The organism is Arachidicoccus ginsenosidivorans, from assembly GCF_007971385.1.
Classification (GTDB): domain Bacteria; phylum Bacteroidota; class Bacteroidia; order Chitinophagales; family Chitinophagaceae; genus Arachidicoccus; species Arachidicoccus ginsenosidivorans.
In genome coordinates, this window is sequence record NZ_CP042434.1 from 3403914 (window position 1) to 3419404 (window position 15491).

Below are 15491 nucleotides of genomic sequence, written 5' to 3' on the forward strand. Positions count from 1 at the left end.
ACCGCAAATTTAATAATCTCCGACCGAATACCCCCAACTAGTCTGTTATAATCACCAAAAAGCGTAAGCAAACCGAAAATTACCCGGAATGTATCCTTACTAATAAGACCAGAAAAGAATAGATTGTGGTATCTGGCTTGATTGGCAATTTGTTTTACGGTGGCTTTATTTGATTTACGAGATTGAATGCTAAGGATCAGGCCCTGATCTAATATTCAATATTGATCAATGTATTTACCCGGAGGTACACCAAAAGCCTTACGGAACATTTCCACAAAGGCAGACGGACTATTGTATCCCAATTCAAAAGAAATTTCTGAGACGCTAAGGCCTTTATTTAATAATTCAACGGCGGTTACCAGTTTTAATTGCTTACGCCAGTTACTAAAAGAAAGTCCCAATTCCTTTATAAACAACCTGGATAAGTTCCGGGGGGATGTACAGGCGATTTTAGCAAAATATTCAATACCGCTAGGATCACCAGGATGTTTTAGTAATTCGGTAATAACCGGCTCAAGATGAAAATCATCTGACAGCGGCAAGCAGCAAGGGGTAGGCGTCACCAACGCCAGTTCATCCAGGAGCACATTTACCAACCTGCCTTTAGGGCTGTTTAAATCATAATGATTGCCCATCCCGACAATTTTCAAAAGCAGTTCTCTCATAAAAGGTGAAACACTAAGTGCAAAAATGTTTTGCGGTAGTCCTTGTGCCCGTTTTGGACAAACAAAAATATTGCGGATATGATTGTTATTTAAAAAAATGACCTGATGCTCCTGCATACTGGGGACCCAAATGGCTTGGTGCTGACCGACATACCAAATAGATTTTTGCGTAGCTACTTTCATGGTGCCTTTGCTGGAAAAGATCAGTTGCGCACGTGGATGACAGTGTTTGTCAGCACATTTTGTCTGAGAAACGTCCAACGCAAAAGACAATATTGGTTTTAATGGATCGGTATCAAACCCTAAATCCACGATAATTGGCCGATTTTCGATACTTGTAGTCATAATATCGTAAAGATACAAAAAGAATGGTGAGTAATTTTGCTTTATCAATCAAAATTCTAAATATGGAAAGGCTACAACACAATCAAATTATAAAGGAACAATTTGCAAAACAGGCCGTGGGGTATAGCGCGGTAAAAGCTCATGGGGAAGCCCTAAGTACATTAATTGAAATGTCCGGTGTCCACCAAAATGATCTGGTGCTGGATCTTGCCTGTGGCTCAGGGATTGTAAGCTGCGCCTTTGCAAAACACGCAAAACATGTCACCGGAATTGATATTACCCCGGAAATGTTGGATCAGGCCCGCCAATTGCAAACGCAAAATAAATTGAGCAACATGGATTGGGTATTAGCAGATGTGGATCCATTACCTTTTATGGATCATCAGTTTTCAATCGTTGTTACCCGTTTTAGTTTTCATCATTTTTTAGCCTACGAAAAAATATTTGAACAAATGGTGCGTGTATGTGCGCCGGGTGGAGTTGTGATGGTAGTGGATGTCGCAGTACCCGCTTCAAAATGCAGCGCTTATGATCAAATGGAAAAACTTAGAGATCCATCCCATACAGGTGTATTAACGCCACAAATATTTAGACATTTATTCAGCCATCCACTCCTGACAGACTTTAAAACAGCCGATTATAAGATGAATATAAGTCTTAATACGCAACTGGCGGCCTCTTACATGACGGACGAAAACAAAAAGAAATTTCGGCAATTGATTTATGATGATATCTATAAAAATAATTTAGGTGTATCGGCAAGCCTGATAAATAATCATTACGAGCTTTATTATCCGGTTCATATTTACATGGCAACCAAAACGAAAACCTGACGCATCGCGAGCATCTGCTATCACGACCTAGGAGGATATATGCCAGAATCTGAAGTTGTGTCCAGCTTATGACAAGAACGCTACGCTTGCATAAGGGCTGTCCCTCAAATACCCAGGGGCAAGACGCCTAGGATATCAATTAAACGAAACGTAAAAAAAATAAAGAAAATAAAGAAAATAAAGAAAATGACACTCGTAGGTTCTAATATAATAATTGCAGGTGGAAGCTCAGGAATTGGGTTGGCAACAGCGAGGTTATTTAAACAATCAGGCGCTAAGGTAACCATAACAGGTAGAAACCTGGATAAATTAAAAGCCGCTGAGCAGGCTGGGTTATCTGCCGCTAAGGTCGACAGTTGTAATAACGACGCAGTAAATGCCTTTTTTAGTGCTAAAGGCAGCTTTGATCATCTTGTTATCGCCCTTGGCAGTAGCAAAGGCCTCGGCAATTTCAATGACCTGTCTCTACAAGACTTAAAAATGGGATTTGAGCAGAAATACTGGGCGCAATTGCAAACGCTGAAAGCTGCCCTCCCCTATATAAATACAAAAGGAAGTATTACGTTCATCACGGCCATTACTGCAAGTGCCAGAATGCCTGGCACAGCAGGGATTGCCTCTATCAATAGTGCTTTAGAGGTTATGGTACCCATTTTGGCAAAAGAGCTAAAGCCAATGCGTGTAAATGCGGTATCACCAGGTGTGGTAGATACGCCATGGTGGGATTTTATGCCTAAAGCAGCTAAAGAGGAGTCCTTTAAAGCATTTGCCGCTCAAACCGCAGTTGGAAAAGTTGCGAGGCCAGAGGATATCGCCCAGGCAATATTATTTGTGGTGCAAAGTGACTATATCACTGGGAATATATTGGGCGTGGATGGCGGCTTGTATTAAGTCGTTGTCGCAATGAACCTTTATGCCTTACCTGGATAGATTTTAGCTTTAAAAATAAACTATAAATTTTATTAAGACCATTTGTTGCTGATTACTCAATCACCAAAAAACAATCATTATTATGGCACGCATGACTGTGATTTACCATACACCAAAAGATATAGCCTTTTTTGAAAGGCATTATTTCCAGGTGCATATTCCGCTGGCAAAAAAATTGCCAGGACTGATTAATTATGAAATAAATGATGGCCAGATACATTCCACTACTGGACATAAGTCGTTTCGGGTGGCCAATTTATATTTTGAATCGATGGAAGCCATGCAAAATGCATTTAAGTCAGCCATTGGGCAGGCGTGTGCGGCGGATAGAAAGATCTTAGCTCCGGATAATAAAGATGTACAAATCTATTATTATGATACAAAAACTGTATAATACAATTGAAACTTATTCCATATATTTATGGTACGATCCTTTTATAAAGATAGGTTTGTTATGGGGTTGGTGGAGCGGTAACCAATTATAGATGTTGGATAAAATCTGATTTTGCTTATTGAATAAAATATACGGACAATCAGCGCATAAATTATTGAAGATGAAAATTATAGCTTTGCATATCAAGCAAAATACCGCAAACGATACGAAGCTCCGTGGCATGGTGGTACAATTTGAACGATTGATAGGTGAATTGAATAGTAAAGATTTACCGGCGGCTACCGTTGGTTTTATCAACAAGGAGATCGAACAGGTAAACCGCACGGAAAAAAGCGGCAATTAGCTTAGAAGATTACTCGTTAAAAATAGGGCCGCCATTATTAAATGGCTTGAAAAAAAGCATAAAATCGTCCCCAAGTATTATTATAGAAATCAATGGTTGGTTTTAGGTATGTTGCTGTTTGGTGTACCTATTGGCCTTGCTCTTGGTGCCCCAAACGGTCACACAGCTTTGTTAGCCTTTGGCATGCCCATAGGCATTGCCATAGGCCTGACCATCGGTGGCCAAAAGGATAAAAAAGCACTTATGGAAGGGCGTCAATTAAACATTACCTTGAAGGATACTTTCTGTCTATAAACCCGTCGTAACCCTTGGATAATACAGCGTTTCTTTTCTTTTTCTGGTTGTTTTAAAGCCGCCCCTCGGTACGGGCTATTTAAATATCTTTTTCGTGTTGAACAGCGCATTGGTGGCAACTTTATTTTGCTTCATATGGACATTTTTATCTATTGCGTAAATGCAGGATTGGCTGTACTTTTGTGTAGGCCGTGTCAGGTCGTGATATTTGCAAAAAAAGTGAATACTGCCCTAAGGCCTTTGATACTAAAAAATACACACATTTCTAAAACCAATCAGTAATGACAGAAAATAAGATAGAAGAAAATACATTTTCAGCAGGATTTTTACATCAAGCGATTAAAAGACTGGAGGGGTATAAACAAATGGCCGATAAAGCCATTAGTCAGTTAAGTGATGACCAGTTATTTACTGCAGTGGCAACTGGAAGTAATAGTGTTGCTGTTATCATGCAGCATATGGCAGGTAATATGGAAAGCAGGTGGACTAACTTTTTAACAGAAGATGGGGAGAAGTCATGGCGCAACAGGGATCAGGAGTTTGAACCCGTAGAAAATAACAGGCAGGCAGTTTTAGCATACTGGGAGAGAGGTTGGCTTTGCTTGCTCCATACCTTGAAAAGTCTGCAACCAGAGGATCTGGAAAAGGATATTACCATTAGGGGAGAATCACTCAAAGCCTATGACGGGATTATCCGCCAGTTGATGCATTATAGCAGCCATGTGGGACAAATTGTGTACGTGGCTAAATGGCTGAGCGGTGCGGACTGGCAACCACTTACCATTGGCAAAAATCAGAGCCAAAATTACAATCAGTCCATGGGTTATACGTCCCGGCATCAATAATAGAAACGAACTTGCATAGCGGTTTTCAATTCGGTAGACTTACAAAATATTGTTAACAAGGGCGATGCTTAGGTAAAAATGCAATTCAAAAGAAGTAAATTCACCTTGAAAAACCATATTCTCATGCAAAAAAAACAGTTTAGCGTCATTACGATGCGTGCCCTCATTGGTATGCTAATGAGTGGAGCGCTGCTGAGTTGCCATAGCAACTCACAGTCAAATACGGATCAAAAATCGGGCATTTCCACTGCCGATAGTCTCCCTCCGGTGGAAACCAAAAAGCCCAACAGTGATTATAAACCTGCTTTTGTCGGTCAGACCAGGGTTAAGGGTACAAAAACCAAGACACCTATTCAGGTAACCTTGCTAGATAGCACACTTAAATTTCCCTGGGGAATCTGTAACCTGCCTGATGGTAGATTATTAATTACGGAAAAGTTAGGCACCATGCGCATTGAAACACTGGATGGCAAACTGGATAAACAAATCACAGGCTTGCCCAAAGTGAATGCAGATGGACAAGGCGGCTTGTTGGATGTGAACGTTGATCCGGATTTCAGCACCAATCGCATGGTCTATTTTGATTATGCCGAGCCAGGAGCCAAAGGCAACCTGCTGGCCATTGCCAAAGGCAAATTGTCCCAGGATGAAACGCATTTAGAAAACATTCAAGTGATTTATCGGGCGGCACCTGCCTGGAAAGGAACACTGCAATATGGCTCCAGAATTGTTTTTGATAAAGACGGCAATCTTTTTGTCACTACGGGTGAACGCTCCGATAAAGAGATTCGTACCAAGGCGCAGGATTTGAGTGTGGCCATTGGCAAGGTCTTGCATCTGACCAAAGATGGCAAACCAGTACCAGGGGGCCTTTTGCAAATACCAAAGGCGCATTACCGGAAATCTACGCATATGGTCTGCGCAGCCCTGAAGGGATGGCTATTAATCCGGCCACAGGAGAGATCTGGGAGGATGAATTCGGACCCAAAGGCGGTGATGAACTCAATATTATCCGACCCGGTAAAAACTACGGCTGGCCAGTCATCACCTATGGCAGAGAATACAGCGGCGATCAGGTAGGGGATGGCATTCAGCAAAAGGAAGGAATGGAACAGCCCATTTATTATTGGGATCCCGTAATTTCCCCGTCCGGTATGACTTTCTATAACAGCGATACCATCCCAGAATGGAAGGGAAATATATTTATTGCTTGTCTAAGCAGCTCCCACCTGACAAGGCTCGTGCTGGATGGTGACCGGGTCGCCGCTGAAGAATGGTTAATGCAGGATATGGGACAACGCTTCAGAGCGGTGACCCAGGCAAAAAACGGCGCTTTGTATGTGATCTCTGAACAAGGAAGACTGTATAAAGTGGCTAAAAAGTAATGGTAAAACAATAGGGCTTAACGGCCAAGATAATTCAAAAGCCTGGTTAGGCGTTGAAGGGAGTAAAACCTCAGTCAACGCCTAACCAGGCTTTTTTTTGTTGCGTACAGCTACCCGCGTACGCATTTAACTGTTCAATCTGCTTTGCAATCTATAGCGCTTCGCTTACCTGCAGGGTTTGCACCAGTTGCATAAATTGATGGATGATTTTACTGACTTCTTCGGGCTTTTCTATAAATCCCATATGGCCGGCATCAGAAAGTATTTCCACCATAACAGTGTCTATAAGTGTCGCTTGCTGGATTAAATCACCGGCAGGAGCGGCTTTATCCTCGGTGCCAGAAATTAGTAAATAAGGAATGGTTAACTTTGAAAATAAGTCGGTCTTATCGATTCTGTCATGCATCATCTGATAATACTGTTGTAGTGCCCTGGTCTCAAAATGGCTGCCCGTGTTAATAAGATCCTGAACCACTTGTGCGTGCTTCTCTTTATAATTAGCACTGAATAAAGCCGGGATCATAGATTTTAAAAAGTTAGCTCCGCCATAACGCTGCATCGTTTCAATGGCCTTTAACCTGTTTTGTTTTTTCGCTTCATTATCCTGATAGGCAGTACTATGCAGCAGACCTAATCCCAGTAGCCTTTCTGGATATTTTTCTCCAAAAGCAAGCGCAATATAGCCTCCCATAGAATGGCCTATTACTACTAGCTTTTCTATTTTTTCCTCGATTATGATTGCCTGAATACTGTCGGCAAAATCCGCAGTGGTTTGAAGGGCGGGATTATAGGGCGAAGCTCCTGAACCAGGAAGGTCTGGTACAATCAGGTTGTACAAAGTGGATAAAGCCGCTATCTGCGCTTTAAAAATGTCCCCGCTCTCTGGAAAGCCGTGGATGAGCATCAGCGTCAGCCTTACCTTCAAAGTGTTACCTGGCAAAGGCTGGCCCTTTAATTCCATATGCTCCCCTTTATCATGGAAATAACAAGCATAACGGATGTCTTTTCCTTTAAAATGAATGGTTTTTATTGCTTCTTTCATAATACGTTGCTATTTGATCTGTCTGTTCTGCCTGAACTGCCAGTGCTGCCTGAATTGCCATGGTTGCACGCGCTGCCCCTGATTAATTTTACGGCTTTTGCCTGTTAGCGCGGGCTAGTTTGTTACTATTAACGGTTAATGGCCGATCTTTTTTTGGGTAGCCAGCGCCCCATAACGAATCAGCATCAGGATACAGAAGGGGAGCAGGGCTATATTAAAATGCTGTGGCAGCCCCCACCAGAATGCCAGTAGGATGGCCGTTACGACGAGCATGATGATAAAATATTTTTTCAGCCAGCCCGGCCTACGCCAGATAAAAAATCCAGCGATCAGGTTTAGCGGCATGGCCCAAAGCAAATTAAAATTATCTTTACAGGCCTGATGATCTGTACCAAACCACATAAACAATAAAAGGACGCCTAAAAGTCCGGTAATATAAAGCAATAGACTATCCAGTATCAACTGCGCTTTCGGTTTACGCCTTAATAAATAATAGCTCCACAGCAAAAGTAGGCAGACAACGCCTATCAGGACTAATGGCAGGTATTTACTGCTGGGACTTATTGGAGAAGGCAGGTCGATGATTTTCTTTTCAGAGGTGACATAAGGTTTTGCAGCGAGCGTTGCTGCATCTGCCCCCGCCGATAGATAATCCGGCAAGAACATCGCCGTTTGATTATCCACCGGGATATCAATACGGCTGCCTAAAAGGATGTCGATCCCTAGTTTACTCCAGGGCTGGCCAGCCTTATCCAGGTAATGGTAAATCAGGTCCCTGAAACTGGTATGATCGGCAACGATCTTGCCCTTGATCGCTGTACCCTTGATCTGGGTAAATAATATGTCCCTTATTCTGGTGGCACAGTTGTCATAGAGAAAATCATACTTATAATATCTTTTTGCAGGTTGATAATTGTCCTTTAAAAAGTCCAGAATTTGTTGTTTTTCAGTGGCATTCAGATTGAGTACCTGCTCCGTCACTGAGCGCTGCGTGACCCTGTATTCATACATGAATTCCTCAAAGGTGGCAATACTCAGCATAAACTCCAGTTTGCCCCTAATGAATTTTAAATAAAAATTAGGCTGGTCAAACTGAAAGGTGCCATAATTAAAGACATAATCCGTATGCAGCAGCTTGTTTTGGATGCGGATCGCCGTATGCCCGAAACTGGAATACAGATCTGCGCCCGGGGCGCAGGTCAGTAGACTTACGGTGAGTGGATCTGCCAGCAATGTGGAATCATTTTGAGCAGCATTTTGGAGCGTCAGTTGGGTGGCCTGCTGGTGCGCTCCGGCTTCTGCCGGCTGCACCCTGGCTGGCTGGGAAATGAGTGTGCCTGTCAGGCACATCAATAGACCTACCAGGGTTATTACCCGTTTGAAACGCATTGGAATATTTAAAATGATCTGCATAATTTAATATTTTTACCGCCCGAACCTGTCTTTACCGAACGCTAATAGGCCAAAGCCTGATAGCATGTTACCCGTATAAAATCAGGTCTTTGTATCTAATAAATCAGGATCCGCTGCTACAAAGATGCAATTTCTCGGGGAGATTGTCCTTTTTTAGGGTGGTCTTTCTTATTTTGAACTCTTATACTTGACTTAACTAAGATTCATGAATATACAGCAACTGACAGCCTCTATTTATCAAAAACGCTCCTTTTTATGTGTCGGACTGGATACAGATCCCGCCAAACTGCCCGCCGGATTACAAGACAATCCGAAAGATATTATCGCATTTAACAAAGCAATGATTGATGCGACGCTGGAAAGCGCTGTAGCCTATAAAATTAATACTGCTTTTTACGAAGCAATGGGCGCCCAAGGTTGGGAGATCATTGAACAAACCCTGGCCCATATTCCTCCAACCCATTTTAGCATCGCCGATGCCAAAAGAGGTGATATAGGCAATACTGCTGCCCAGTATGCCCGGACTTTTTTTGAGACCTATCAGTTTGATGCGGTCACCGTGGCTCCTTATATGGGCAGAGACAGTATTCAGCCCTTTTTGGACTATCAGGATAAAACGACCATCGTTCTGGGTCTTACTTCCAATAAAGGGGCAGCTGATTTTGAACAGCTGGAACTATCCAGTGGTAAAAAGCTCTATGAGCAGGTGCTGACCACCGTTGCCAGCTGGGGCTCGCCTGATCAGCTGATGTTTGTGGTAGGGGCCACCCAGGCGGCCGCCCTTAAAAATATCCGGCAATTAATCCCGGGTCATTTTCTACTCGTTCCTGGTGTAGGTGCACAGGGCGGCAGCGTGGAAGAAGTAGCCGCGGCAGGATGGACAACCAATTGCGGTTTACTGGTCAATGTCAGCAGAGGGGTTATCTACGCCTCTAATGGGGAAGATTATATAACTGCGGCCAAGGCGGCAGCGCAGGGTTATCAAAGGCAAATGCAGGCCGCATTTGAAAAGCTGCAAGGGTAGAGGACTAAGCCTCATGAATACAGCTTACGCAGGATGATAAACGCGAGGTAAGCCATTTAGTGTTCTAAAAAAGAAATGATTAAAAAAGGTAACTGGTTAATAACTATATAGCATTTAATCTTTATTTGTAATAAGTGGGTAAGTAATAAGTGGGACGGTTATTGAAGGCGTAAAAGCATCCACTTATTAAAACAATATAATAATTAAGAAAATGATAAAAAAGATTGCAGGCAGCCAAAGAGCTTATGCATTAACGCTCATGGCGGCTGTCTTTGTTTTAATGGGGTTATTAGGAAGCTGTGGCGGTGGCCAGGACAAAGGTCAGAACAATGGCCAAAACGATGGCCAGGAGCAGCGTAGTAGCGGCGGGCAGACTGAGTCTACGACGACTATACGTCAATACATCGGCATTACTAAATTAGATAACGACTCTCTCATTGAGGCTACTGTAAAGGCAGGCAGTATCCCTGACTCCATTGTTTTACAGTTAGATCATGATTTTCAACGGGCGAACCTGGTCATACAGAATGTGCAGGACGTAGATTCCTTAATGGCTACCCTGCATGCAAGTGGTAGTCAGCGCAATTTAAGATTCAATCAGATTGTCTTGCCGGATGGTACCATGGATGGCCCTTTTGGACATGAGCTGCACTATAGAACCGGGCAAAACGGGACTTATACGCTCAGGATTGGTAAGGATAATATGGCCGATGGCACGGTAAAGGGACCAGCTGTGATTTATATTCATCTGCGATAAAGCCGGCGAAAATGACCATGACCATGACCATTATCGTAGTATTAAAATGAGCCTGTAAGCGCTATTATTAATCGTTTGAAGCTTTCCAAAATCCGACAAAATATGTAATAACAAGATTTCCGGACGTTCCATATCGGGCTCTTTTCATGACGTTTAACGACAAGCATCACACAATACATTACATTACATTACACAATACAAATTTCACAACAAACAACACATAACACATCTTACCTTAAAGCTTATGAACCGTACAATAGGTTTATTTTTGAAAACAGCATTGGGCTTATACTTATGTTTTGGCTTTAGTTTTAATCTGCAGATAAATAGAGCCACAGCGCAACAACTATCAGGTGGCCACTCGACCCAGCCACAATTGCAGCAGTCACCCGCAAAAGCCAATTATGCATTGGCTGCCAAGTTCTCTCCCGAGAGACAAAGACGCATGATTTTCTCTACCAGGGTCAGTCCGCACTGGCTGCAAAAGGGGGATCGGTTTTGGTACCAGTTTGAAACCAGCCAAGGCAAAAAATGGTATTTGGTAGACGCCGCCCAGGCCACCAAAAGACCCTTATTTGATGAAAAAAAGGTCATAGCTAAAGTCAGTGAGATCGTTGAGGAACCTTTTACGGCGCAGCATTTCCCCATTGACAGCGTAGAGTTCTTAGAAAATGAAAATGCCATCCGCTTCCAGATTAAATCTAAAAAAGACGTTTTGGATCAGGATAGCAGCAACATTAAAGACTCAAGCAAGACAAGAAATAAAGGCAATAGGGATAACACCAAGGACCAGAAAACCCATAAAAAAGTCTATTATTTTCGCTATGATATTGGTCAGGATCAGCTAACTGAATTAAAAGACTACAAAAGAAGGAAAGAAACCTTGCGCTGGGCCAATATCTCTCCCGATGGTAAAACCATTGTCTTTGTCAAGCATTACAATCTCTACTGGATGGACAGAGAAAATTTTGAAAAAGCGCTCATCAATGATAAGGATAGTACCATTGTAGAGCATCCCATCACAAAAGATGGAGAACTGTATTATACTTATGGGCGTAATGCCAGCAATATCGGCACCGATAATGTGGAGATGGAAAAGGACAAAGACAAGCGGTCCAGGCCTTATTTACTCTGGTCGCCTGATTCTAAGTATTTTGCCATGACCAGAGAGGATGACCGCAAAGTAAGCAAACTATGGGTCGTACATAATATCAAAGAACCCCGCCCGACCCTTGAAACCTACGCTTATTCCATGCCGGGAGATACGGCCCTGTCCATTTATCATCTGCTTGTTTTTGATGTGAACACAAAGACACAAAGGGAGATTGATGCCCATGCTTATAAGGATCAGACGCTGGGCATCCAAGGCAAGCCCTATCAGTCCGCTGACAGAGATAAACCCTATGTGCCGCTTATCTGGTCAGGGGATGCTACTCATTTTTATGTTACCCGGCAAAGCCGGGATATGAAAAAAATCGACGTATTAAAGGTCGATGCAGTGGCAGGCAGCGCAACCTCTATTATACAGGAGCGGATGAATACCTCACAGGAAGCACAAAATGTCGGTGTGATTAATGGCGGTAAAGAGCTGATTGAATGGAGTGAGCGAAGTGGATGGGCGCAATTTTACCTCTATGACGGTCAGGGTAATTTGAAAAATCAGATTACGCCCGGAGGTTTTCATTGCAACAGTATCGAAAAAATAGATGAGGCGAACAGGGTACTGTATTTTACCGCGAATGCCAAAGAAACCGGCGAGAATCCTTATTATATGCACCTGTACCGTATAAATTTTGACGGCACAGGATTGCAATTACTGGACAAGGGTAATTTTGACCATGATATCAGTATGAGCGATTCTAAAAAGTATTTTGTGGATAATTATTCCAGGGTAAATACCGTACCCAGCGCAGTGCTGGTGAATAATCAGGGTAAAAAAGTAATGGAGCTGGATTCTGCAGATCTCTCACAGTTATTTGCTGCCGGATATAAATTTCCTGAGATCGTTAAAGTAAAGGCAGCTGATGGAATTACAGATCTGTACGGCGTCATGTATAAGCCTTTTGATTTTGATAGCACTAAAAAGTATCCACTCGTTGAATACGTCTATCCCGGCCCCCAGACAGAAGCCGTGCAGACGGCTTTTACCCGGCTTTCTGACCGGACAGATCGTTTGGCACAAATTGGCCTTATCGTTTTGACCGTTGGTAACAGAGGCGGTAGCCCGCTGAGATCAAAATGGTATCATAATTACGGATACGGCAACCTCAGAGACTATGGACTTGCCGATAAAAAGGCAGCAGCCGAGCAAATTGCAGACCGGTTCAATTATATTGACATTAATAAAGTCGGCATTTACGGACATTCCGGTGGTGGTTTTATGACAGCGGCTGCCATGTTTACTTACCCGGACTTTTTTAAAGTAGGCGTGTCATCTTCGGGCAATCACGACAACCGGATTTATAACAACTGGTGGAGTGAGAAGCACCATGGCATTACGGAGAAAATTAACGCTAAGGGGGATACCAGCTTTGTGTTTAAAATTGCGACGAACCCAGAAATAGCATCTCATCTAAAAGGCCATTTACTGCTTACAACAGGAGATGTGGATGATAATGTTCATCCGGCCAATACTATCCGAGTTGTTAATGCACTGATTAAAGCCAATAAACGCTTTGATCTAGTCGTACTACCCGGACAGCGCCATGCTTACGGGGATATGGAAGAATATTTTTTCTGGCGACTGGCAGATTATTATAGCCAGTGGCTGATCGGCGATTTTACCCACGCTGCCCAGGTTGATATGGTGCAGGCCAATCAGGATAAGGCGCTTAGTGATGATTAGGCGGTCATTTTTAAAAATAAAACGGCGCTCGGTCAAATACTTAAGGTAAAATAATACCAAAATCACTAAAAAGGAGGTCAGTTGACCTCCTTTTTAGTGAGCGTTAAATCCCGCCCAAATCTAAGACGGCCGGAAAGATTATTGGCATTTTAATTGTATTTTTACTTCAATAGACATCACAATTAAATACCTATACCTAATCATTATGGAACCACGTGAACTGTTACAAAATGCCGTTGAAAAATTTACGCACAGTGCTGAAACTGGAGATATTCGGCCCGGCCGCAAAAAGTTTTTTGATACCATCGTTCTAAACGATGATAATGACGGCCTTCGGGTAATTGAGTCCATAGGCTCAGAGCGTAATAATATGGTCATTCTCGCTGGGAAACAAAATGACGGTACAACGGGCGTGGTGTCCTTTTCTTTTGTCAGAAAGCAAGGGTATTTTGCCATCCAGGTAATTTCTACCCTTCCGGCATTCATTCCTTCCGAACAAGTGGTCATCGGCTTTAAGATGGAAAACGGCAAAGAAGTGATTACAGGTTTTGTTTTTCCACCTGTGAATGTAGAAGGAACACATTATTGGGCCAATTATGCCCAGATTTCCCCAGAAGACCTGGCGGCTTTTATGGAATCCGCTGTTGTGGCCTGGCAGATGAAAAACAAAGTCAATAACAATCATCTGGAAAGTGATTTTACCATTTTAGCGACCGATATATTACCACAATCCGAAGCCAAATATCTGTTGCAATCTATGGCCACAGCGATTGCCAAAGATTATTTGGCTGCAGCCCAATAAATCAGCTGTGCATTATTTTTTCTGGGGAAAGTTCCTTAATCAAAAAAATATCCAGGTCAAGCATCTATAAAATAAAATGAGTAAAACAACTGCTAAAAAAGCACATTACTTACAGCATGTGGATTTTGAAGGGCTCGGTTTTATTGAAACCTGGCTTGTAGCGCAGGGTTTTACTGTAACGGCCACCCGGTTTTACGGGCCGCCGTATACCTTGCCTGATCCTGCTGATATAGATCTGTTAATCGTAATGGGAGGCCCCATGGGTATCTATGATGAATTAACCTATATATGGCTGAAAGAAGAAAAAGCCTTTATCCATGCCTGCATTGCGGCCGGTGTAAAAATGCTGGGTATTTGCCTGGGAGCGCAGTTAATCGCAGATTGCCTGGGGGCCAGGGTGCATCCAGCTCCCTATAAAGAAATTGGTTGGTTTGGCGTTCAAAATACACTGCCACTACCGGATATGGCAGACGGACCTGCACACTGGGTGACTTCTTTATTTGAAACAAAACCGGTTGTTTTTCACTGGCACGGGGATCAGTTTGATTTGCCCGCTGGTTGCGTAAATCTGCTGAAATCTACCGCAAATACGAATCAGGCTTTTGTGCTGGCAGACCAGGTTATTGGTCTGCAGTTCCATTTGGAAGTTACCAAAGAAAGCCTGGCATTCATGCTGGAAAAGGGTAGGGAAGAACTGAGCTCGGAGGGCGACTTAAGGGCAGATTTACCGTATGTACAATCAGCGGTGGCCATTAGCGCGAGTAGTCACCATATAGAAAACTGCAACCAGTTGTTAACCATGCTGCTCAATAGGTGGCTTTTGGGAACTATTGATATCTAAGGTCCTTGTCCTTAGCTTCATTATCTATTGGTGGTAAGGTCTGGCTGATCCGCTGGCCTTCATAGGGAGGGAGGCTGCTTAAAGTATTTTCAATCCGGGCGTTCCATTTTGTTTGATTTTCGTGAAGTAAACCATGCAAGGTCTGGCGTTCATAGCTCTGTTGGACCTTGGAACGTTCCTGATCCATAATGGTCATGACCGCCGCGATTTCTGCCTGAAAATTATTGGAAAATTTAATTCGTTTTAATTGTTGGAAGGTCTTGCGTGTGTAAATCTCATTAATATCAAAATGGCCCTGTTCATGCTGCAACAGGCCACTGTCCTGCAGAGCATCTGCAGATATCCATGATTTGTTATAGCTGAACCGGTTGGTCATCGTTATTTTAAGCACCCTTTGCAGATCCAGATTACTGACACTTACCTCTACGCCAGGCTGACTGGAAGTGACCGCGCCCACTGATAGCGCCCGCTTTTTTCTGGCAGGTCGGACCACCCTGAAATTATTAAAGGTTAATTTTCCCTGACTCCAACTTACATCCCTTAAAGAATCAGTAAACTGCGCCTGGGCACGATTAAACTGGAACAGGGTTAGTATTAACCCTGTTATCCATAATGCGAGGTGTCTTGTTATATAATTTGCCGCTTGTAATCTTCTTGCCATAATTATTTGACTCGATTTCAACTGGCAAGTTACCTACAAATAATGTTTCAACATGATTTTTGAAGGCCAATT

16 protein-coding genes and 1 pseudogene are annotated in these 15491 nt (G+C 43.0%); 13 read left to right on the forward strand and 4 right to left on the reverse strand.

Going from position 1 to position 15491, the window contains the following annotated elements:
* Window positions 1–215: 215 nt before the first annotated feature.
* Window positions 216–1010: an AraC family transcriptional regulator gene (locus FSB73_RS13660; RefSeq protein ID WP_146783222.1), complete on the reverse strand. Its 795-nt coding sequence runs from the start codon at window positions 1008–1010 to the stop codon at window positions 216–218.
* Window positions 1011–1072: 62 nt separating this feature from the next.
* Here FSB73_RS13660 and FSB73_RS13665 point away from each other — a divergent pair, with 62 nt between their 5' ends.
* The 8 genes and pseudogenes from FSB73_RS13665 (at window position 1073) to FSB73_RS27645 (ending at window position 6034) form a co-directional block, all read left to right on the forward strand.
* Complete coding sequence (locus FSB73_RS13665) at window positions 1073–1843, forward strand: class I SAM-dependent methyltransferase (protein ID WP_158639555.1); 771 nt, start codon at window positions 1073–1075, stop codon at window positions 1841–1843.
* A 186-nt stretch (window positions 1844–2029) separates the two neighbouring features.
* On the forward strand, window positions 2030–2734 hold the full coding sequence (locus FSB73_RS13670) for an SDR family oxidoreductase (RefSeq protein WP_146783230.1): 705 nt from the start codon (window positions 2030–2032) through the stop codon (window positions 2732–2734).
* A gap of 121 nt (window positions 2735–2855) precedes the next feature.
* On the forward strand, window positions 2856–3167 hold the full coding sequence (locus FSB73_RS13675; RefSeq protein WP_146783233.1) for an EthD family reductase: 312 nt from the start codon (window positions 2856–2858) through the stop codon (window positions 3165–3167).
* A gap of 160 nt (window positions 3168–3327) precedes the next feature.
* Entirely contained in the window at window positions 3328–3510 is a 183-nt protein-coding gene (locus FSB73_RS13680) for a hypothetical protein (protein WP_146783236.1), read from the forward strand.
* A gap of 108 nt (window positions 3511–3618) precedes the next feature.
* A complete protein-coding gene (locus FSB73_RS13685) occupies window positions 3619–3804 on the forward strand; it encodes a hypothetical protein (protein WP_146783239.1) in 186 nt (61 codons plus the stop codon).
* A 281-nt stretch (window positions 3805–4085) separates the two neighbouring features.
* Window positions 4086–4649: a DUF1572 family protein gene (locus FSB73_RS13690; RefSeq protein WP_146783242.1), complete on the forward strand. Its 564-nt coding sequence runs from the start codon at window positions 4086–4088 to the stop codon at window positions 4647–4649.
* A 177-nt stretch (window positions 4650–4826) separates the two neighbouring features.
* Window positions 4827–5450: pseudogene (locus FSB73_RS27640) on the forward strand (PQQ-dependent sugar dehydrogenase); the annotation flags it as partial.
* 116 nt (window positions 5451–5566) lie between these two features.
* Window positions 5567–6034, forward strand: coding sequence for a PQQ-dependent sugar dehydrogenase (locus FSB73_RS27645; protein WP_394344851.1), 468 nt, complete (start codon window positions 5567–5569; stop codon window positions 6032–6034).
* Window positions 6035–6185: 151 nt separating this feature from the next.
* On the opposite strand, the gene FSB73_RS13700 is transcribed toward FSB73_RS27645, so the two are convergent.
* Together FSB73_RS13700 and FSB73_RS13705 are read right to left on the reverse strand one after the other, a co-directional pair.
* Window positions 6186–7076 (reverse strand): alpha/beta fold hydrolase, encoded by an 891-nt coding sequence (locus FSB73_RS13700; protein WP_146783246.1) that lies wholly within the window; start codon window positions 7074–7076, stop codon window positions 6186–6188.
* Between the two features lie 135 nt (window positions 7077–7211).
* On the reverse strand, window positions 7212–8489 hold the full coding sequence (locus FSB73_RS13705; protein WP_146783249.1) for an Lnb N-terminal periplasmic domain-containing protein: 1278 nt from the start codon (window positions 8487–8489) through the stop codon (window positions 7212–7214).
* A gap of 205 nt (window positions 8490–8694) precedes the next feature.
* Here FSB73_RS13705 and pyrF point away from each other — a divergent pair, with 205 nt between their 5' ends.
* The 5 genes from pyrF to FSB73_RS13730 all read left to right on the forward strand — a co-directional run bounded on the left by pyrF (window position 8695) and on the right by FSB73_RS13730 (window position 14758).
* Complete coding sequence (gene pyrF / locus FSB73_RS13710; protein WP_146783252.1) at window positions 8695–9513, forward strand: orotidine-5'-phosphate decarboxylase; 819 nt, start codon at window positions 8695–8697, stop codon at window positions 9511–9513.
* 211 nt (window positions 9514–9724) lie between these two features.
* Window positions 9725–10270 carry a hypothetical protein gene (locus FSB73_RS13715; protein ID WP_146783256.1) on the forward strand — a complete coding sequence of 182 codons (546 nt, stop codon included), beginning with the start codon at window positions 9725–9727 and terminating at the stop codon, window positions 10268–10270.
* A gap of 244 nt (window positions 10271–10514) precedes the next feature.
* On the forward strand, window positions 10515–13115 hold the full coding sequence (locus FSB73_RS13720) for a S9 family peptidase (RefSeq protein ID WP_146783259.1): 2601 nt from the start codon (window positions 10515–10517) through the stop codon (window positions 13113–13115).
* 205 nt (window positions 13116–13320) lie between these two features.
* Entirely contained in the window at window positions 13321–13917 is a 597-nt protein-coding gene (locus tag FSB73_RS13725; protein ID WP_146783262.1) for a hypothetical protein, read from the forward strand.
* 76 nt (window positions 13918–13993) lie between these two features.
* Window positions 13994–14758 (forward strand): type 1 glutamine amidotransferase, encoded by a 765-nt coding sequence (locus tag FSB73_RS13730; protein WP_146783266.1) that lies wholly within the window; start codon window positions 13994–13996, stop codon window positions 14756–14758.
* Here the strand turns inward: FSB73_RS13730 and FSB73_RS13735 are convergent.
* Complete coding sequence (locus FSB73_RS13735; protein ID WP_146783268.1) at window positions 14745–15419, reverse strand: DUF922 domain-containing protein; 675 nt, start codon at window positions 15417–15419, stop codon at window positions 14745–14747. The two genes, FSB73_RS13730 and FSB73_RS13735, sit on opposite strands and share 14 nt — an antisense overlap.
* Window positions 15420–15491: the final 72 nt, after the last annotated feature.